This is a genomic window from Arthrobacter koreensis, from assembly GCF_035792275.1.
In the GTDB taxonomy this organism is placed as follows: domain Bacteria; phylum Actinomycetota; class Actinomycetes; order Actinomycetales; family Micrococcaceae; genus Arthrobacter_B; species Arthrobacter_B koreensis_A.
In genome coordinates this window covers 1-18,397 of sequence record NZ_JAMWKK010000005.1, presented here as the reverse complement: position 1 = coordinate 18,397, position 18,397 = coordinate 1, and the positions used below count along the sequence as shown (strand labels likewise).

Below are 18,397 nucleotides of genomic sequence, written 5' to 3'. Positions count from 1 at the left end.
CTAGCCCGTCCGGTCCAGCGCCTGCAGCAGACGCCTGACGGAGCCGCCGAGGTTCCATTCCCCGGCCAGCTTCTCCAGTCCGGTCCGCGCATCCCCGCCCGGAGGCTGCAGCCTGGCGCCGGCGTCCTCCAAGGACGGCACCTCGAGGCCGCGCACAATCCGCACGACGGTTGGCGCGGCCTTGAGGTATTCCCGGGCTCCGGCCAGTTTCGCCCGCACGGCCGAAGAAACTCCGCCGTTCCCGCTTTCGGCAGCCTGAAGCAGCGAATCGAGGGTGCCGAACTCACCCAGCAGGGAGGAAGCGGTTTTCTCACCGATTCCGGAAACCCCCGGCAGGCCGTCCGAACTGTCACCGCGCAGCGTGGCGTAGTCGGCATACTGCTCGGGCAGCACCCGGTATTTGGCGACCACGGCGGCGTCGTCCATTACCTTCAGGTTCTTCATGCCGCCGGCCGTGTACAGCACCCGGACACTGGGCGCGTCATCAATGAGCTGGAACAGGTCCCGGTCTCCGGTGACGACGTCAACCGGCATTGCTGCCTGCGCTGCGTAGCTGCCAATCACGTCGTCCGCCTCATGGTCGGGGGCCCCGACCACCGGGATTCCGGCCAGGCGCAGGAACTCCCGGATCATTGGAATCTGGGCCACAAGGGCGTCCGGAACCTCTTCAACGTCCGGACCGTCCTTCACCGTGCGGGCAACCCGGTGTTCCTTGTAGGACGGCAGCAGGTCCACCCGCCACTGCGGACGCCAGTTGTCGTCCCAGCAGGCGATCAGGTGCGTGGGTTCAAATTCGGTGACCAGCCGGGCAATCATGTCCGCCAGCCCGCGGACAGCGTTCACCGGCGTACCGTCCGGGCGGCGCAGCGAATCCGGCAGCCCGTAGAAGGCACGGAAGTACAGCGAAGCCGTATCAAGCAGCATCAGGCGTTCAGGCATACGCAGATCCTGCCATGAATTCGCCCCGGATATCCGCGGCGGCGAGTCGCGGGCACAGCCGAAGAGGGCTGTGCCAGCATGTTGGCCATGGCCGGAACCGATGAAACCACCGTCCCCAAACCAGTGCGCGCAGCGGAGGAGCGCAGCGCGAGGATCGCCGTCACGGTGTTTCCGCTGCTTATCCTCGCCGGGGGAGCTGTGGCCCTGGCATTTCCGGATCCGTTTACTTCGCTGGCACCCCTGATTAACCCCGGCCTGATGGTGATTATGTTCGGCATGGGGCTGACCCTGACCCTGCCGGACTTTGCCATGGTGGTCCGCCAGCCGCTGCCGGTGCTGCTGGGCGTAGTGGCGCAGTTCCTGATCATGCCCCTACTGGGTCTGGGCATCGCGTGGGCGCTTCAGCTTCCGCCGGAACTTGCAGCCGGCGTCGTCCTGGTGGGTTGTGCCCCCGGAGGCACGGCATCGAACGTGGTGACCTACCTTGCGCGGGGCAACGTTGCCCTCTCGGTTGCCATGACCTCCGTTTCCACGCTGCTGGCGCCGCTGTTCACGCCGCTGCTGGCACTCTGGCTCGCCGGCCGGTACATGGCAGTCGACGCCGGTTCAATGGCTCTCTCGATTGTTCAGATTGTGCTGATCCCGGTACTCCTGGGGCTGCTGATCCGCTACCTCATTCCACGCGCGGTGGACCGTGTCCTTCCTGTCCTGCCCTGGATCTCCGTCGCGGCGATCACGTTCGTTGTGGTCGCCGTGGTGGCGGGAAGCGCTGCGGCGATCCTCACCGCCGGCTGGCTCATCCTCCTGGCAGTGGTCCTGCACAACGGCATGGGCCTGGGACTGGGGTATGGAGCAGCCCGGCTGTTCAAGCTGCCGGTCGCATCCCGGCGCACCATGGGGGTTGAGGTGGGGATGCAGAACTCCGGACTGGCGGCAGGGCTGGCGAGGGAGTACTTCAGTCCGGAGGCTGCCCTTCCCGCGGCTGTGTTCTCTGTCTGGCACAACGTTTCCGGGGCGCTCATGGCCGCTTACTGGCGCCGTCGTCCGTCGTCCTAAATGGCCGCGCCCAGCTACCGCCGGTGGCCGGGTCACCGCTAAGGTGAGCCAGTCCCGGCATTTCAAGGAAAGCAGGCCTGCGTGGCTCCCAAGACCATCGTGATCACCGGCGCGTCCGACGGCGTGGGTGCGGCTGCAGCGCGCCGGCTCGCCAAAGACGGACACCATGTTGTACCCGTGGGCCGTTCGCTTGAGAAGACCTCGGCGGCCGCACAGGACATCGGCAGCGAGTACTTCACGGCCGATTTCGCAGACCTGGGGCAGGTCCGCAGCCTGGCATCCGACCTGCTGCAGCGTTATCCGCGGATTGACGTCCTGGCCAACAACGCCGGCGCCATCTTTGGGAAGGAACGCCAGGTCACGGCGGACGGGCACGAAATGACTTTCCAGGTGAACTACCTGGCGCCCTTCCTGCTGACCCGGCTCCTGACCAACCGGCTGCTCGAATCCCGGGGCACGGTCATCAACACCTCAAGCGCCGCGAACCGGCTGTTCGCCAAGCTGGACATTAATGACCTGGAAGAGGAGCGGAACTACACGCCGCAGAAGGCCTACGGGAACTCGAAGCTGGAGCAGATCCTCTTTACCGAAGAATTCGACCGAAGGTACCGGGCCGCGGGTGCCACCTCGACCGCTTTCCATCCGGGCGTCATTGGTTCAAGCTTCTCCAGTGCCGAGGGCTCAGCCATGCGGGCGGTGTACACGTCCTTCCTGGGCAGGTTCGTGCTGCAGTCTCCGGAAAAGGGGGCGCAGACGCTGGTGTTCCTGGCTGAGGGCACGCCGGGAGCCGATTACCCCACCGGGAAGTACTTTGTGCGTTCCAAGCCTGCCCGGACCAACAAGCTGGCCGGTGACCACGCGCTGGCGCTGGACCTGTGGAACCGCTCCGTGGCGATGCTGGAAGGCTAGCGAACCCGCAGCAGGACTAGACGTTCAGGAAGTCCTCCAGCAGGAGGACGTCCAGCCCGGCTGCCTGCTGGGCGGCACGGAAGGCATTCAGGTCATCCGCGAATTCGGGCCGGAAGTGCATCAGCACTATGTCCCCGGGCCGAAGGGCATTACCCGCCTGGTACTGCATGGACCCCGCGCTGGCCTTGGCTTCCCAGGTGATGATTGCCTGCAGGCCCGCCGCTGCGGCGGCCTGCTGCATGGCAGCGGAGTAAGCCCCGCCGGGTGGCCGGAAAAGCGTTGGTGCACGGCCAAAGTGCTCCGTCACGTAGTCCTGCATCCCGGCGATTTCCCCGTACAGCTGGTCGTGGCCCATCCGGTACACCATCTGGGTGTCGTGGTTCAGGGTGTGGTTCTGGATCCGTGAATGAGGGAACTGCGTGAAGTGGAGCGGGTCGGGTTCCACAAAGGTGCGGGCGAGGAAGATGGAAGCCGGATAGTCGTATTCCCTGACCAGTGCCAGGGCTTCCGGCGTGCGGACCATGCCGTCATCGATGGTCAGGAAGACTACCGGGTGGGCGGTGGGAATCCTGCTGATGACGGGCGCGAATCCATCCGTGATGGGTGGAAGCCGGTAGTCCGGGACATAAACCGGCGTTGGCGGAGGAGGCGGGGGAACCTCGACGGCGGCGGGTGCTGGTGTGCCTTTCGGCAGCGGCCGCTCTGTGGTCGTCCCCGCGGCCGAAGGCACAGGGCTCACAGCCGGACGGCTGCAGGCCGCCAGCCCGGCAGCGGCAGCCGCGCTGAAAGCGGCCAGTGCCTTCCGGCGGCTGATCAGGGACGGATGCTGGGCGGGGTTCGGCGGCACCGCACCAGCGTAGGGACACAGGGGGCACAGGGAACAGGTCCGTTGCCCAAAATGTGCCCCGCACCCCGGGAAACCCGGGACAAATGCGCGGGGTGCTTCTACACTCAATTGTCCCGTCCAGGCCAGCAGAGGAGCCGTCCGCATGATCACCAGTGCCGGAATCCTGCTGTACCGCCGCACTCCCGGCGGGGCAGCGGACCCGGCCGGCGGCGTCGAAGTCTGGATCGCGCACATGGGTGGACCGTTTTGGGCCCGCAAAGAGGATCATGCCTGGTCCATTCCGAAAGGTGAATTCACTGCTCCGGAGGAACCGCTGAAAGCGGCCCTGCGTGAATTCGGCGAAGAGATGGGATGGCCCGCGCCGGCGGGGGAGTACGAGCTGCTGGGGATGTTCCGGCAGTCTGCGGCGAAGGAGATCACGGTCTTTGCCGCTGCTGCGGACTTCCCCGCCCGGGAGATCCACGGCAACACTTTCCCGCTCGAATGGCCGGCGAAGTCGGGCACCGTCCGGGAATTTCCGGAAGTCGACCGTGCCGGCTGGTTTAGCGCCCTGTCAGCCCGGACAAAGCTGGTCAAAGGCCAGCTCCAGGTGCTTGACGCCCTGCTGGCCCGGCTGGGCTAGTGCGACTGCTTCCGGGGCCGCACGGTGATCTCATTGAGGCCCACATTCGGCGCCTGGCTTACCGCAAAGGCCACGACGCCGGCGACATCCTCTGCGGTGATTGATACCTGGGCATAGCTGGCTTCGACCTGCGCCCGCACTTCGGGGTCGGTGATGTGGCCGGGAAGTTCCGTCGCCACGGCGCCGGGTTCAATGACGGTGACGCGTACGTCAGGCAGCAGTTCCTTGCGCAGGCAGTCGGAGAACCCAATCAGCCCCATTTGGTGGCGGCATACACTGCATCGCCGGGCCTGGATGTCCGGCCGGCCACGGAGGAGATGTTGACCAGGTCGCCGCGGCGTTCGCGGAGCTGGTCAAGGAAGACCTCCGTGGCGGTGATCGCGCCGAGGAGATTGACGTTGACCATCGTCCGGTAGTCCGAATCCAGTTTCGGTCCGAACGGCCCGAGCAGCATGACCCCCGCGTTGTTGACCAGTACATCCGTTCCGCCCAGCTCAATCCGTACCGTCGCAGCGGCGTTTTCGAGGTCATCCCGGCTGGTGACATCGGCTTCCAGGGCCACTGCACCGGAGCCGAGTTCGGAAGCAAGCGCCTGGAGCCGGTCGAGCCGGCGGGCCAGCAGGGCGACCTTGAATCCGCCGGCGTGCAGGGCCCGTGCGGTTGCCGCTCCAATTCCGGATGATGCGCCGGTGATGACCGCGACTTTTTCCGCTGCTTTTCCAGAGTCCATGGTGGGATCCCTCGGGTCAGTCCTGCTGCGGATCGGTTCCTTCCACGCTAGCGGGACGCGCCCGTCCCCGACAGTAGTGCCGGAACCCCGGAACCTGGGCCGGTCAGGACTTACCGAGCACCACCGGGGTGCCCAGGAACCGGCCGTAGCCGGCGGCTGCACGCTCGACGGCGTTCCAGCTGCGGGTGCTCAGAGGGGAGAAAGGACGAACGGTGACAACGGTGGAGGTCCGGGTGGTTTTCCGTGACCATATCCCGGCTACCCGGCCGCGCAGGACCAGGGTGGGTTTGAAGACTCCGTTGCTGCCCGGGACAGTCAGCGGCGCGTGCTCGGCAGCCAGTGCCGCACTTCGGTCGGTGTATCCCAGCAGGTACTCATCGAACCCGGGCAGCAGCACGGCGGTTTCGATCCGGGCCGAGTCCGCGCCGTCGCGCTGTTGTCCGGGCTGCAGGTGGGCGGCGCCGTCGTACTCCACTTCTTCCAGCTCCGGACCGCAGGCCTCGAGGCCGCGCCGGATGGCGGTGACCGGGAGTTTGGCCCACCAGGCGAGGTCCGCCTCCGTGGCAGGGTACCGTCCGGCGAGGTAGCGGCGGGCCAGCTCTGCGAGGGCGGCGTCGCCGTCGAGACTCCGCCGCCGGTCCACCCATTCGTCAAGCAGCGCAAACTGCTGTTCCGCGCCGTCGAACGGTCCAAGGACAGTGGTTCCGGTCACTGAAAGGTGCCACAGGAGGTGGTATCCCCGCTGCCCGGCAGTGGATATGCCTGCCGATTCAAACCGGGACAGAAGACTCTTTCGGCTCAGTGCGCGGCGCCCGGCGAGCGCTTCCCGGGCTGTGTCCCGTGCCCGTTCCAGGGTGCGTTGGTCGAGGTCCAGTTCCGCGCGCCGGCGGGCGGCGGACCGTACGGTGCGCTCGGCGGTCAGTGCGAGGACCCAGTACACGTCTTCCGCTGCCATGACATGAAGCGTGCCGCGGAACGGCCAGGTTCGCACCAGCGTGGCGTCGTTGAAGGCGGCCCGGACCTCGTCCTGGGTGGCACCCGTGCGGACACCGACCGACCACAGTACCCCCGGCAGATCCTGGCCCTGCAGCGCGAAGAGCCGGCTCGCGGCAGCTGCCGGGCCCCCGGGCAGTGCCTGCGTGCTCAGTCCGTGGCTGAAAGCCCGCCGCCGGAGCAGCTCAGCGCGCGCTATGGGTTCCATCCATCCTCCGCCGTTCCGGTGCCGGTGCCGGTGCACCGCAAGTCTAGGCCGGAGTGCCGGTTTCCGGAGCGGAAGCTGCAGGTGCGCCGCCGGGCCGGAGGTCAAGCAGCCGGGCCTCCACATGATCCAGGGCGAGCCGGACGGCCCCGGTGGCAACGAGCATTTCGCCCAGTTCCGAGACCGCCAGCCGGGGCGGGTCCGGAACGTACCGGGCGAGTTCGTCTGTCATGACGGGCAGCAGTGCTGTGGCTGATGCGGCGACGGCGCCGCCGATGACTATGAGGCGCGGATCGAAGAAGGTCGATACCAAAGCCAGCACCCGCGCCATCCGCTTGCCGATCCGTTCAAGGATTTCTGCGGCGGTTTCGTCGCCGGCGGCTGCGGCCTCAAAGACGTAGCGTGCTGAAACGCGGTTGGTGTGGTTGCCCACCAGGCGGCGGATCATGCCGTCGTGTCCGGCATCCAGAGCCGCCGTGCCCCAAAGACGCGCAAGCTTGGCGATGCCGTCCTGGTTCCCCACGCCCTCTACGAGTTCCAGGCCGCCCATGGTTCCGGCACGGCCCAGGGCGCCATGGACCAGCCTGCCCGACTCGATGACTCCCGTGCCCAGCCGTTCACCGGCGAGGATCACGGCGAGGTTGCTTTCATCCACACCGGTTCCCCGCCACCGTTCAGCCAGGGCAGCCAGCTTGGCGTCGTTTTCCACCAGCACCGGCCAGCCGAATTCTTCGCCGAATTCCTTGGTGAGACCGAGGTCGAACATGGGTGCCAGTTCCTGGCCCGGAGCGATGGTGCCGTCAGGGGTGACCTGGGCAGCGATTCCCAGGGCAACGCCCAGGACGCGGGATTCGGGTACACCGGCGTCGGCCAGCGCAGCCTGCGCCGCCGCGATTACTGCGGAGCGGCGGTCCGCCGGGGTGCCGCCGTGGTGCGGGAAGCGTGACTCGGTGCCGCCCACCACGCTGCCGGCGAGGTCGGAGACCACCACACGGACGGTGGCCAGGCCGACGTCGAGTCCCAGGACGAAGCCTGCGCTCTCGTTGAACTCGAAGCGCCGCGCGGGCCGGCCTTTTTGTCCGCCGAGACGGGGGGACTCGGCTTCCCTTGCCCAGCCGCGGGCAATCAGGTCATCACAGACGGCAATGACCGTGGCGCGGGTGAGGCCGGTGGCCTGGATGAGGTCCGTTCCCGTCGCCGAGGGGACGGCGCGGAGCACATCCAGGACGGAGCGCAGGTTGGTGCGGCGCAGCAGCTGCGGAGTGCTGGCGGAAACATCCAAAGTTAGGGCCCCTTTGACGAGTGGCGGGAATAACAGCATAATTGTACTAGTTCATATATTTAGTCTCTAAATTTAGTCCCCAAGCCTTCAGGAGGCCCTTGTGAGTATTCGAGTCGGAATCAACGGTTTTGGCCGCATCGGGCGCAATTTCCTCCGCGCCGCACTGCAGAGCGAGAACGGTTTTTCGGTAGTCGCGGTCAACGACCTGGCCGATCCCGAACAGCTGGCACACCTGCTCAAGTACGACTCGGTCGCAGGCCGCCTTGCCGAGGACGTGCGCGTCGTCGACGGTGACCTCCTGGTGGGGAACCAGACCATCAAGGTCCTGGCTGAGCGTGATCCGGGAAGCCTGCCGTGGGGTGAGCTGGGCGTGGACATCGTCATCGAATCCACGGGCCTGTTCACCAAGGCCGCCGACGCCGAGAAGCACATCGCTGCCGGCGCCCGCAAGGTCCTGATCTCCGCTCCGGCGAAGGACGAGGACTTCACCGTGGTGATGGGTGTGAACGACGGCGACTACGACGCCGATAAGCACAACATCATCTCCAACGCTTCCTGCACCACCAACTGCCTGGCACCGATGGCAGACGTGCTGAACCGCGAATTCGGCATTGAGCAGGGTCTGATGACCACCATCCACGCCTACACCGCAGACCAGCGCCTGCAGGATTCCCCGCACAGCGACCTTCGCCGGGCCCGCGCCGCCGCCCTGAACGTGATTCCCACGTCCACCGGTGCAGCCAAGGCCATTGGCAAGGTCCTGCCGGACCTGAAGGGCAAGCTGGACGGCTACGCCATGCGCGTTCCGGTTCCTACCGGTTCCGCCACGGACCTGACGGTCACCGTCAGCCGCGAAACCACGGTCGAAGAAGTCAACGCGGCCTTCCGTGCCGCTGCCGCTTCCGACCGCTGGTCCGGCATCCTGACCTACACGGAGGACCCGATTGTTTCTTCGGACATCGTTGGAGATCCGGCATCCTGCATCTTTGACTCGGGCCTGACGAAGGTCCAGGGCAACCAGGTGAAGATCGTCGGCTGGTACGACAACGAGTGGGGTTACTCCTCCCGCCTGGTGGACCTCACCGCCCTGGTGGCCTCCAAGCTCAGCTAGACGCCTCCGGGCCGTCCGGCCCGCGCAGACGCAGAAACCGCTGTTCCTCCCGGGAGCGGCGGTTTCTGCTTTGCCGCCTGGCGTGGGAAAAGACGCGCGCGCGGTCACTGGAGAGCGCCAGGAGGATCAGCACGTCCAGGGCATACGCCGGCCGGTCGGTCTGCGGCACCTCCGACGTGTTCCCGGCCAGGAACGCAGATCCCTGCAGGATGATGGATACCGAACTCAGGGACATGGCGGTCAGCCGCGCCCAGTTAGTTCCACGCAGGATCAGGAACGCGAGCGTGCACTCAAAGAGGGAAAAGACCAGCAGGACGACGCCGGCCGGGACGTACACCTCGGCGCTGTTGAACAGCTCCCGGTCGGTTCCCGCGAGCTCCGCCACCCAGGTCCGTTCCGCAGACCCCGTGAACAGCAGTCCGGCGACGGCAAGGGCGGCCAGGACCCGGAACAGCACGAGCACCGCACCGACCACTACGGGGGCCGGATGCCGGAGCCTGTGGCGCGCATGGGCACCGGAGGCGAGCAGATACGGCTGAAGCCGGGTGAGGTCCATGACGGGAAGGTTTCCGTCGGTGCGGATGGTGTCTCCGCCGCCGTTGCGCGAGTGATAACCGGAAGAGAAATCCCGGATCACGGAGACGGAAGCCGCCGGCGAGGCACCCAGCAGTGATTCCACCACGTGGTCCCGTTCGCCGTCGATGTCTGCGCTGATGCGGTGCGTGACCTGCAGCGTGAAGTAGGAAAGCCCGACGGCGCGGTCATAGGAGGCAGCAGCGAGCCAGTCCACGCTGATTCCGCCGGGGAGTTTCCAGCCCGGCGGACACTTCCAGAAGCGGATGTGGTGCCGTTTGCCGGGGTTGCCGTCTACTTCCTGCTGGTACGCGAAGTCCTGCTGGCGTTCGAAGAGGAACAGCGGGGAGACGGGGGCGGCATCGTAACTGCGGCGCAGCAGCGTGGCAGTGACTATCCGGCGGCTGCTGGCCAGGTTCACCGGATCCGCCATGGTCCAGCCGGCCGCACGCATGGCAGCATGCACCTGTCCCGGCTGGCCGTTGAATGCCAGGTTGACCGGATCGCCGAACAATCCGTCGCTGGTCCGTGTGCGTCCCATGAAATAGTCCGGAAGGTAGATCCTGGTGAGGATCTTATGCAGCCGGGGGAGTACCAGATAGGCGAGCGCGGCCCAGAAGAAGATGAGGAACCACAGGCGCCGGACGTTCAGGCTCTCGTCCAGCAGAAGCTCGGCGAACCAGATGGCCGCTGCTCCGCCGAAGACGAAGAAGGCCCAGTCCACTGCGGCTTCCAGGGAAGCCCGTCGGGTGCGCTGTGCCTGGGACATCCGGCCTCCATAGGGTGGCACGCAGTGATGTGCAGCCAAAGCTAGCCCGGTTGTCCTGCAGGCGGGAAGAGCAGGTCGCCTGCAGGCTGCCGCGTTCAGTCAATTGCAGCAGTCAGCGGATGCTCTCGTACGCATCGAGTGCGTGCCGGCGGGATTCCTTCAGGTCCACCAGGGGTTCCGGGTAGGCCGGAGTCAGCGCGTCCGGCGCCCAGCGGGAGATGTAGCCGCCGTTGGGGTCAAAACGCTTCGCCTGGGTCTCCGGATTGAAGATCCGGAAGAACGGTGCCGCATCCGCGCCGGAACCAGCGACCCACTGCCAGTTCGCCGGGTTGCTCGCGGGATCCGCATCCACGAGGGTCTCCCAGAACCATTCCTCACCCGTCCGCCAGTGGATGCCGAGGTTCTTGATCAGGAAGCTGGCAGCGACCATCCGCACCCGGTTATGCATCCAGCCCATGTGCCAGAGCTGCCGCTGGCCGGCGTCCACCAGCGGAATCCCGGTAAGTCCGGCCTTCCAGGCATCCAGCGGAGCCAGGTCTTCCGGCCGGGAGCCCGACGGCGACTGGTCCGGATTCCGGCCGCGCAGCACCGGCGGGGTCTGCGGGCCCGCATCCTGCGGGTATTCCCAGGGAAAGGCGTCGAACGCAGGCCGCAGGTTCCGGGTGGCCAGGTCCGGGTTGTGGAAGAGCTGGTGCCAGCAGAATTCACGCCAGCCGATCTCGGTGCCGAACACGTCCGGTCCGGGACCGTCCCCCCGGACCCGGGACAGCGCATGCCACACCTGGAACGGACTCACATGACCCCACCGCAGGTAGGGGGAGAGCCGGCTGGTACCGGGCTTGGCCGGGAGGTCGCGGCCGTCGTCGTAATCCTGCACCGGTCCGGCCAGGAAGTCCTCGAGGGCACTTTGGCCGGCCGCCTCTCCCGGAGTCCAGGCATCAGCGAGTCCCGCGGACCAGTCGGGGTGGGCCGGCAGCAGGTTCCAGTCGGCCAGGTCGTCACCGGCGGGCACGTTGTCCGGGGGTACGGAAGGAGCCGGCGCCTCCAGCGGGGTCCGGAAGTCCATCGCCGACACTGTGCGCCAGAAGGGAGTGAAGACCCGGTACGGGCCGCCTCCGCCGGTGCGGACGGTCCATGGTTCATGCAGCAGCGACGCCTGGAAACTCTCTGCGTGGACGTCGTTGTCCGCGGCCCATTCCTTCACCGCCGCGTCCACCTCGCGCTCCGGTCCTCCGTAGCGCCGGTTCCAGAAGATTGCGTCAGCACCCGTCCCGCTGATGAATTCGGGCACCGCACGCCTGGCTGCACCCCGCAGCAGAACCAGCGGGATGCCCAGGGAACCGAGGTCTTCCCGCAGGGTCTCCAGCGCGTGGTGCAGCCACCACCTCGCGGCAGCGCCAAGCGGGCGGATGCCCGGTGATTCCTCGTCCAGAACGTACAGCGCGACGGCGCCGCCTTCGTGGGCCGCGGCCAGCAGGGCAGGATTATCCGCCGTGCGAAGGTCGTCGCGTAGCCAGGCAATGGAGACCACGGGCGGCCGTCCTTTCCTCGTGGTGATCCGGGTACTACGACCCTACCCGCGCCCCGCGGGTACGTCCGTGCTGCCCCGAATGGGGTGTCGGAGACAAACCCTTGCACCGGGACGCGTGTCCTTCAGCACAAAAGTAGTTGTCTGAGGCAACCAAATGTATAGTTGACCTAAATCAACTATCAGCAGGAGTCCGATGCCCCCCGCAGTTAACACCTCCACCCCGCCGAAGAAGCCCACAAAGTCGAAAGCACCCAAACGGACGGTTTCACCCGACGGAACCATGACGCACCGCCAGGTGCTCGAATCCCTGTCCGGGCTGCTCCTGGGCATGTTCGTCTCGATCCTGGCGGGAACCGTGGTGTCCACGTCCCTGCCGCTGATCATTTCCGACCTCAACGGCGACCAGTCGGCCTACACCTGGGTGGTCACCGGAACGCTGCTCGCAACAACGGTTTCGACGCCGCTCTGGGGCAAGTTCGCGGACCTGTTTAACCGCAAGCTGCTCATCCAGCTGGCCCTTGGCATCTTTGTCCTCGGTTCGGCACTGGCCGGCTTCTCGCAGGACACCGGGACGCTCATCGTCTTCCGTGTGCTCCAGGGCCTGGGCGCCGGCGGACTCGCGGCGCTGAGCCAGATCATCATGGCGGACATCATCAGCCCCCGTGACCGCGGGAAGTACGCCGGCCTGTTTGGTGCCGTGATGGCTGTGGGGACCGTCGGCGGGCCGCTGCTCGGCGGCGTCGTCACCGATGCCTTTGGCTGGCGCTGGAACTTCTTTATCGCCCTTCCCGTGGCGATCGCCGCAATCATCCTGCTGCAGCTCACCCTGCACCTGCCCAAGCACGCCAAGCGCAAGGTCCACATCGACTACCTTGGTGCGGTCCTGATCGCCGGCGGCGTATCGCTGCTGATGATCTGGGTGACCCTGGCAGGCAACCAGTTCGAGTGGGCCTCCCTTGCTTCCTTCCTGATGGTCGCCGGTTCAGCAGTCCTGCTGATTGCTGCGGTCCTGGTTGAATTCAAGTCCCCGGAACCGATCATCCCGCTCTCCATGTTCAAGAACCGCACGTTCACCCTTGCCGTGGTGGCAAGCATCTCGGTGGGCGTTTCGATGTTCGGCACCTCGGTGTTCCTTGCCCAGTACATGCAGCTCGCCCGCGGCGCTTCGCCCACCCAGTCCGGCCTGCTGACCATTCCCATGATGGCCGGCCTGCTGATCGCGTCCACCCTCTTTGGCGGCATCATCAGCCGGACCGGCAAGTGGAAGGCCATCATGATCTCCGGCGGCGTGCTCACCGTGCTGGGAACCATCCTGCTGGGCACACTGACGTATGAAACCAGCCTCGTGCTGGTGGGAATCTACATGGCCGTCCTGGGTGCGGGCCTGGGCATGCTGATGCAGAACCTTGTACTGGTGGTCCAGAACTCAATCGAGGTGAAGAACCTTGGTGTGGCCACCAGCGCCGTCACGTTCTTCCGCAGCCTCGGCGGCACCGTGGGTGTTTCCGTCCTCGGCTCGGTACTGGGGACCATTGTGTCCTCCCGGATCAAGGACGGCATCACCGCCCTGGCCCCGGCAGACCAGGCCGCAGCCGCGGCAGCCCTTGGCAGCGGCAGCATCCCGAAGATCTCCGAACTGCCCTCCGCGATTGCCGCCTTGGTGGAAAGCGCCTACGGAGTCGGCGTCGGGCACGTGTTCATGTACAGCGTTCCGCTGGCCGTCGTGACGCTGATCGCCGTGATCTTCCTGCCCAACTCGCAGCTGGGCCGCCAGAATGCCGTGCAGCTGAAGAAGGCCGCGGCTGAGCAGGGTAATGAACCAGCTCTCCCGTGAGCAGGCGCAGCGTGAGGTCGAACAGAACCTGCGCCTGCTTACCGAGGTTGTCCGCTCCCGGATGCATGAGGCCGCCCGGTCTGTGGATCCCTCGCTCTCTCTGTTCGGGCTGAAGGTGCTGCAGTTGCTCAAGCGGTTCGGACCGCTGCACTCAGGCGCTGTGGCTGAACTGCTGATGGTGGACAAGAGCGTCATCAGCCGGCAGTCGCGCCAGCTCGAGGCACTGGGCCTGATCGAAGTTCAGCCCGATCCCGCCGACGGCCGTGCCCGGGTGCTGGTGCTGACTCCGGCGGCTGCCGAACGGGTGACTGCCGTGCAGACCGGGATCATGCTCGATCCGGCCGTTTTGGGCTCCTGGTCCACTGAGGACCTGCACCGGTTCGCCGGGTACCTTGCCCGGCTCGGCGGCGGAAGTCCTGGACTGCGGGAGTCCCTGGCCCGGCAGGATGCCCAGAGAGCTACGGCGGCGCTTGAGGAATCTGCCTAGCCTCCGTCTCTTAACCTTGGAAGGCCAGCCCAGCCGGGCTGGCCTTCTGGCGTTCTAGCTCAATGCGCCTGCCCCGGCCCGCCGGGCGGCCAGCCGGGCAAACGGTCCATCAGCCGCTGCCAGTTCGGCCGGAGTTCCCCGCTCCACGATTCGCCCGGCTTCCAGCACCACCACCTGGTCAGCGTTCTGCACCGTGGAGAGCCGGTGTGCGATAGTGAGCGTCGTCCGCCCCGCAGAGAGTCTTTCCAGCGCCAGTTGCACCTGGGCTTCGGTGGTGTTGTCCAGGGCCGAGGTGGCTTCGTCCAGCACCAGGACCGGGGGATTGCGGAGGATGGTCCGCGCAATCGCCAGGCGCTGCTGTTCTCCGCCGGAGAAGCGGTGGCCGCGGGCGCCGACCAGTGTGTCCAGCCCCTCCGGAAGCGCACCTATTGTGTCAGCAATTTGGGCTGCAGCCAGTGCCTTCAACAGCTCCTCATCAGAGGCACCGGGTTTGGCCAGCAGCAGGTTCTCCCGCACCGAGGCGTGGATCAGGTACGTCTCCTGCGACACCACACCCACAATCCGGGAGAGATCCTGCGGCGCCAGCTGGGCCACGTCAACACCGTCGATGGTGACCCGTCCGTGTCCGGGATCGTTCAGCCGCGGAACCAGTGAGGCAAGGGTTGATTTGCCGGACCCGGTAGAGCCCACCACTGCGGTGGTTGTTCCCGGCGCCAGCGTCAGGAGAATGCCGCGCAGTAGCGGTGTGCCGCCGTCGTAGGCAAACTCGACGTCCTCAAAGCGGACCTCGCCGCGGACCCGGTCCGGATCCAGCCGCGCCGGATGTTCCGGCGTCTTCAGCTGCGGTTCCAGGTCCAGGTATTCAAAGATGCGGCTGAAGAACGCGAGGGCGGTGACCCACTGGACGCCAATGTCCAGGAGGCCCATCACGGGCCGGAACACAGCTGCCTGCAGTCCTGTGAAGGCGACCAGCGTTCCGATCGTCATGCTGCCGCTCGTGGCGGGAAAACCTGCGGCCAGGTAGATCACGGCGGGGATTGCCGCGAAGACCACCTGCATGGTTGCCATGCGCCAGCGGCCGGCCAGCTGGCTGCGCAGTTCCAGGCCCACCAGGTTCTCCGAGCGGGCGGTGAAGCGTTCGGCGTCGCGGGGGATGGTTCCCAGCGTTTTGGCGAGCCGGACCCCGGAGACGGAGAGGCCTTCTTCGACCTGGGTGTGCAGGGCGGCGAGTTCCCGCTGGCGTTCGTCGGTGACCGTGCGCCGGAGCCGGGCGACCTTGCGGGAAAGCCAGATGGCCGGCGGCAGAACCACCAGGGAGATCAGGCTAAGTCCGGGGGAGAGGGCCACCATGGCGGCAGCCGTGGCGATCGTGGCGGTGAGGTTCGCTGCCACGCCCGTCGCCGTCGTCGTGACCACGGACTGCATGCCGGAGATGTCGTGGGTGAGGCGGGACTGGACTTCGCCGCCGCGGGTGCGTGTGAAGAATCCCAGGGACTGCGCCTGCAGGTGGGTGAAGAGCTTCACCCGCAGGGTGTGCATGACGCGCTGGCCCATATTGGTGGCAAGCCAGGTCTGCACGACGCCGATCGCGCTGGTCAGCGCCGCGACGCCGACCATGGAAGCCGTAAGAATCCCGAGCAGACGGAGGTTCTGGTTGGGCAGCGCGTCGTCGATCACGGCGCGGACCAGGAACGGCTGGGCGAGGTTGACGACGGATGCTGCAGAGATCAGGGCGATAACGACGGCGATGGTCCGCTTGTGCGGTGCGAACAGTGCGGCGATGCGGCGCAGGCTGACCGGATGGCGGTTCAGCTGTTTCTTATCTGCCGGGTTCAGGCGGGCAGGTCCGCGTCCGCCTCCACCGCCGCCACCGCCTCCGCCCGGTCCGGAGGTGCCGGGCACTGCTCCGGGCCCGTCGGGCATTCCGGCGCCTGGGCGTTCACGGGTGTTGGATAGGGCCAAAGGTTCCTCCTTGTGCGAATCCGGGTCCGCGCGGTGGCGTCAGTCGACCGGATATGTAGAGGTTACCTCATTATGTGGTTGAGGGACAGATGTGAGTGTGACGTCACAGAAAGCGTGAAGTTGGCGGTGGCCAGTAGTTTGAACGGTATGACGATCTCGCTGCGCCGCGCGGATTTTTCTGATCCCCGCCTGGCTTCCTTCCTGCAGGCTCACCTGGATGAAATGCGGCCCACTGCGCCGGCTGAAAGCCGGCATGCCTTGGATTTGGACGCTCTCAGCCAGCCGTCTGTTCGAGTGTGGGTGGCCTGGGGCGGGGAATCCATCGCGGCGACGGGTGCCCTTGCCGATCTGGAACCGGGGCATGAAGAGCTCAAATCCATGCGGGCGGCTCCCGGTATGCGTGGCCGCGGGTTGGGCCGGTTGATGCTGGACCATCTGCTGGAGGATGCAGCCGGCAGGTCCGTTCAGCGGATTTCTCTGGAGACCGGAAGCATGGAGTTCTTCGCTCCGGCACGCCGGCTTTATGCGAGTGCCGAGTTCGTGACCTGTGATCCGTTTGGGCGGTACAGGGAGGATCCGAACAGTGTCTATATGGTGCTCCCCGTAGAGGATCGCGGCGGTCTGCCCTTCCGGCACTGACCCTCACCCCGCCGGTAACAGGAGATACGGTAACGCCCAGAGGTGGGTAGCCCATCGACAGCTGCGAAGACATGCCGTGAGGCACCTCTACATCACCGCTGACCCCGGGGCCTCACCGAACTATTCCAACCCTGCAACCGTGCTAGAGCACAGCCATGTCTCAATCCCCTTCCGGCGCTTTCATGGGACGGCCGAGAACCGATAGAGACCTGCAAACAGACCAACCATCATCCGGCGCCGCGGTGATAACCGAGCCGGCCAACACGTGAGGAAATCACCGCCATGAGCCAAGAACTATCTACCAATCCGAGCAGGAAGAAGAAGCTGCTAGTCTCTGCCCTGGGCGTTGCAGCTCTGCTCGTGCTGACCGCAGGCATCATCGTTGGCGTCAACGTCAGCAGCGGCAAGACCGCCGAGCTCTGCGCCGTGGCAACGGGCGCTGCCGAGAGGGCTTCCGCCGCCGCCGCCAAGTCCTGGGAGGAGGCCACGAGGGCTCGCTCCGTAGCAGACGAGGCCAAGGGCTACGAAGACCGCAACGGTGCAGCAGAGCTCCTGAAGAGTCTGGACGAACGCACGGAAAATCTTCAGAAGTCCGAGCCGGGCACGGTGTGCACCAGTCGATCCGAGGCAGAGGGCATGCAGGTTGCAGCTGGGGACGTCACATCCAAGACGGCCGCTCTGACTGATGCCACCAAGAAACTCAGCACCGATGTCACGGCGTTCCAGGTCGAGGCAAAGCGTGCCGCTGAAGAGTATGCGGCCAAGAAAGCGGCCGAAGCAAAGGCCAAGGCAGCGGAGGAGACTAAGGCTGCCGAAGAAGCCAAGGCAGTGGAGGAATCCGCCGCTGCGGAAGCCGCTGCCGCCGCTGCCGCTGCTACCGCTGCTGCCGCTGTTCCCCCGCAGTACGCGGGAGATTACCGCCTGGCCGCTCCGCAGGGTCCGGGACACACCACCTATGTCCCCGCGCCGGCACCCTATGTGCCTGCCCCCGCTCCTGCGCCTGCGCCGGGTGGCCAAGGCGGTGGCTGGACACCGCCTCCTGCAGGTAGCGGTGGCGGTGGTGGCTGCACCCAGATTGGCGGACATGTCATGTGCAGCGGCGGTTGAAACACCGGAAAAGAACAAACTGTGCCCCGGTGCCAGGAGACACGCTCCAAGGCGCCGGGGCTTCGTTGGTCTGAGGCAGCGCCAGAGCCGGACCCAGACGCTCATCGGCCTTTCCGCCGGCGTTATCGCCGGGGCTACAGGCCCCACGCAGGTACCGCGGTTACCTCACAGTGTGGCTGCTGACTGAATGGCTAGACTGGGAAACATGCCGCAACAGTCCGTAGATTCCGCCACCCTGGGCGAGCTGATGCACGCCGCCTTCCGGGGGCTGCGGGGCCGCTGGATCAAGCAGCTGGCACCGTTCGACCTCACGCCGCACCAGTTCCGCGCGCTCAATGCCGTGGCTCGGAGCGGGGACGACGGCGGACTTCGGCTCAAAGACCTGGCAGAGCTGCTCCGCATCGCACCCCGGTCGGCTACTGAAGTGGTGGACCAGCTCGAAGCCAAGAACCTGGTCAAGCGCGGACCCGATCCGTCCGACCGCCGGGCCACCCTGATCACGCTGACGGAGCAGGGCGTGAGTATGCGCTCCGTGGTGCGGGAAGACCGCGCCCGGCAGGCGGATGAGTACTTCGCCGTCCTCTCCGAAGAAGACCGCGCCGAACTCGAACGGATCCTGGCGAAGCTGGCGGAGGAAAATCCGCACCACCACAGCGCGCGCGGCAGGGACTAGTTGTACTGAGACACCACGTTGGTTACACGTGAATAGGGTGAAGACCTCTTAGGTTTGGTGGTTACCACACACAGCCGAACCCAAGAGGTCTTCATGTCCCACGGTAATGCCCGTCTGGCTCCGGCCGG

At 66.1% G+C, this 18,397-nt stretch carries 18 protein-coding genes; 9 read left to right on the top strand and 9 right to left on the bottom strand.

Annotated elements, in window-relative coordinates; genetic code table 11:
• Positions 1–939, bottom strand: a complete 939-nt coding sequence (locus NGB94_RS06380) for a 5'-3' exonuclease (RefSeq protein WP_325789787.1) — start codon at positions 937–939, stop codon at positions 1–3.
• A gap of 87 nt (positions 940–1,026) precedes the next feature.
• Between NGB94_RS06380 and NGB94_RS06375 the strand changes: the two genes are divergently transcribed.
• Positions 1,027–1,995, top strand: coding sequence for a bile acid:sodium symporter family protein (locus tag NGB94_RS06375; protein WP_325789786.1), 969 nt, complete (start codon positions 1,027–1,029; stop codon positions 1,993–1,995).
• Positions 1,996–2,076: 81 nt separating this feature from the next.
• Positions 2,077–2,904, top strand: coding sequence for an SDR family NAD(P)-dependent oxidoreductase (locus NGB94_RS06370; RefSeq protein ID WP_325789785.1), 828 nt, complete (start codon positions 2,077–2,079; stop codon positions 2,902–2,904).
• A 16-nt stretch (positions 2,905–2,920) separates the two neighbouring features.
• Here NGB94_RS06370 and NGB94_RS06365 read toward each other — a convergent pair whose 3' ends face one another.
• Positions 2,921–3,751 carry a polysaccharide deacetylase family protein gene (locus NGB94_RS06365; protein ID WP_325789784.1) on the bottom strand — a complete coding sequence of 277 codons (831 nt, stop codon included), beginning with the start codon at positions 3,749–3,751 and terminating at the stop codon, positions 2,921–2,923.
• Between the two features lie 142 nt (positions 3,752–3,893).
• Between NGB94_RS06365 and NGB94_RS06360 the strand changes: the two genes are divergently transcribed.
• Positions 3,894–4,373: an NUDIX domain-containing protein gene (locus NGB94_RS06360; protein ID WP_325789783.1), complete on the top strand. Its 480-nt coding sequence runs from the start codon at positions 3,894–3,896 to the stop codon at positions 4,371–4,373.
• Here the strand turns inward: NGB94_RS06360 and NGB94_RS06355 are convergent.
• The 4 genes from NGB94_RS06355 to NGB94_RS06340 form a co-directional block, all read right to left on the bottom strand.
• Positions 4,370–4,633: a hypothetical protein gene (locus NGB94_RS06355; protein WP_325789782.1), complete on the bottom strand. Its 264-nt coding sequence runs from the start codon at positions 4,631–4,633 to the stop codon at positions 4,370–4,372. The two genes, NGB94_RS06360 and NGB94_RS06355, sit on opposite strands and share 4 nt — an antisense overlap.
• Complete coding sequence (locus NGB94_RS06350) at positions 4,624–5,103, bottom strand: SDR family oxidoreductase (protein WP_325789781.1); 480 nt, start codon at positions 5,101–5,103, stop codon at positions 4,624–4,626. Before NGB94_RS06350 ends, NGB94_RS06355 begins: the two co-directional genes overlap by 10 nt.
• 103 nt (positions 5,104–5,206) lie before the next feature.
• A complete protein-coding gene (locus NGB94_RS06345; RefSeq protein WP_325789780.1) occupies positions 5,207–6,304 on the bottom strand; it encodes a winged helix DNA-binding domain-containing protein in 1,098 nt (365 codons plus the stop codon).
• A gap of 43 nt (positions 6,305–6,347) precedes the next feature.
• On the bottom strand, positions 6,348–7,583 hold the full coding sequence (locus NGB94_RS06340) for an ROK family protein (RefSeq protein WP_325789779.1): 1,236 nt from the start codon (positions 7,581–7,583) through the stop codon (positions 6,348–6,350).
• A 100-nt stretch (positions 7,584–7,683) separates the two neighbouring features.
• Between NGB94_RS06340 and gap the strand changes: the two genes are divergently transcribed.
• The gene (gene gap / locus NGB94_RS06335; protein ID WP_325789778.1) at positions 7,684–8,694 is read left to right on the top strand and encodes a type I glyceraldehyde-3-phosphate dehydrogenase; all 1,011 of its coding nucleotides are present in this window, start codon (positions 7,684–7,686) and stop codon (positions 8,692–8,694) included.
• On the opposite strand, the gene NGB94_RS06330 is transcribed toward gap, so the two are convergent.
• Together NGB94_RS06330 and NGB94_RS06325 are read right to left on the bottom strand one after the other, a co-directional pair.
• Entirely contained in the window at positions 8,687–10,036 is a 1,350-nt protein-coding gene (locus tag NGB94_RS06330) for an LssY C-terminal domain-containing protein (protein ID WP_325789777.1), read from the bottom strand. The genes gap and NGB94_RS06330 overlap by 8 nt on opposite strands.
• 112 nt (positions 10,037–10,148) lie before the next feature.
• Positions 10,149–11,567: a deoxyribodipyrimidine photo-lyase gene (locus NGB94_RS06325; protein WP_325789776.1), complete on the bottom strand. Its 1,419-nt coding sequence runs from the start codon at positions 11,565–11,567 to the stop codon at positions 10,149–10,151.
• Between the two features lie 280 nt (positions 11,568–11,847).
• On the opposite strand from NGB94_RS06325, the gene NGB94_RS06320 reads away from it, so the two are divergent.
• Both NGB94_RS06320 and NGB94_RS06315 read left to right on the top strand, forming a co-directional pair.
• On the top strand, positions 11,848–13,401 hold the full coding sequence (locus tag NGB94_RS06320) for an MFS transporter (RefSeq protein ID WP_325790018.1): 1,554 nt from the start codon (positions 11,848–11,850) through the stop codon (positions 13,399–13,401).
• The gene (locus NGB94_RS06315; RefSeq protein WP_325789775.1) at positions 13,382–13,888 is read left to right on the top strand and encodes a MarR family winged helix-turn-helix transcriptional regulator; all 507 of its coding nucleotides are present in this window, start codon (positions 13,382–13,384) and stop codon (positions 13,886–13,888) included. The genes NGB94_RS06320 and NGB94_RS06315 overlap by 20 nt, the downstream gene beginning before the upstream one ends.
• 54 nt (positions 13,889–13,942) lie before the next feature.
• Here NGB94_RS06315 and NGB94_RS06310 read toward each other — a convergent pair whose 3' ends face one another.
• A complete protein-coding gene (locus NGB94_RS06310; protein ID WP_325790017.1) occupies positions 13,943–15,811 on the bottom strand; it encodes an ABC transporter ATP-binding protein in 1,869 nt (622 codons plus the stop codon).
• A gap of 186 nt (positions 15,812–15,997) precedes the next feature.
• Between NGB94_RS06310 and NGB94_RS06305 the strand changes: the two genes are divergently transcribed.
• The 3 genes from NGB94_RS06305 to NGB94_RS06295 all read left to right on the top strand — a co-directional run bounded on the left by NGB94_RS06305 (position 15,998) and on the right by NGB94_RS06295 (position 18,269).
• A complete protein-coding gene (locus NGB94_RS06305) occupies positions 15,998–16,489 on the top strand; it encodes a GNAT family N-acetyltransferase (protein WP_325789774.1) in 492 nt (163 codons plus the stop codon).
• 282 nt (positions 16,490–16,771) lie between these two features.
• Entirely contained in the window at positions 16,772–17,596 is an 825-nt protein-coding gene (locus tag NGB94_RS06300; protein ID WP_325789773.1) for a hypothetical protein, read from the top strand.
• A 205-nt stretch (positions 17,597–17,801) separates the two neighbouring features.
• Positions 17,802–18,269, top strand: a complete 468-nt coding sequence (locus NGB94_RS06295) for a MarR family transcriptional regulator (RefSeq protein WP_325789772.1) — start codon at positions 17,802–17,804, stop codon at positions 18,267–18,269.
• Positions 18,270–18,397: the final 128 nt, after the last annotated feature.

Bases quoted from the DNA above. Each gene is read 5' to 3' on its own strand.
- NGB94_RS06350 (WP_325789781.1), bottom strand. From the start codon at position 5,103: ATGGACTCTGGAAAAGCAGCGGAAAAAGTCGCGGTCATCACCGGCGCA.
- NGB94_RS06305 (WP_325789774.1), top strand. From the start codon at position 15,998: ATGACGATCTCGCTGCGCCGCGCGGATTTTTCTGATCCCCGCCTGGCT.
- NGB94_RS06345 (WP_325789780.1), bottom strand. From the start codon at position 6,304: ATGGAACCCATAGCGCGCGCTGAGCTGCTCCGGCGGCGGGCTTTCAGC.
- NGB94_RS06295 (WP_325789772.1), top strand. From the start codon at position 17,802: ATGCCGCAACAGTCCGTAGATTCCGCCACCCTGGGCGAGCTGATGCAC.
- NGB94_RS06380 (WP_325789787.1), bottom strand. From the start codon at position 939: ATGCCTGAACGCCTGATGCTGCTTGATACGGCTTCGCTGTACTTCCGT.
- NGB94_RS06310 (WP_325790017.1), bottom strand. From the start codon at position 15,811: ATGCCCGACGGGCCCGGAGCAGTGCCCGGCACCTCCGGACCGGGCGGA.
- NGB94_RS06320 (WP_325790018.1), top strand. From the start codon at position 11,848: ATGACGCACCGCCAGGTGCTCGAATCCCTGTCCGGGCTGCTCCTGGGC.
- NGB94_RS06330 (WP_325789777.1), bottom strand. From the start codon at position 10,036: ATGTCCCAGGCACAGCGCACCCGACGGGCTTCCCTGGAAGCCGCAGTG.
- NGB94_RS06360 (WP_325789783.1), top strand. From the start codon at position 3,894: ATGATCACCAGTGCCGGAATCCTGCTGTACCGCCGCACTCCCGGCGGG.
- NGB94_RS06355 (WP_325789782.1), bottom strand. From the start codon at position 4,633: ATGGGGCTGATTGGGTTCTCCGACTGCCTGCGCAAGGAACTGCTGCCT.
- NGB94_RS06315 (WP_325789775.1), top strand. From the start codon at position 13,382: ATGAACCAGCTCTCCCGTGAGCAGGCGCAGCGTGAGGTCGAACAGAAC.
- NGB94_RS06375 (WP_325789786.1), top strand. From the start codon at position 1,027: ATGGCCGGAACCGATGAAACCACCGTCCCCAAACCAGTGCGCGCAGCG.
- NGB94_RS06300 (WP_325789773.1), top strand. From the start codon at position 16,772: ATGAGCCAAGAACTATCTACCAATCCGAGCAGGAAGAAGAAGCTGCTA.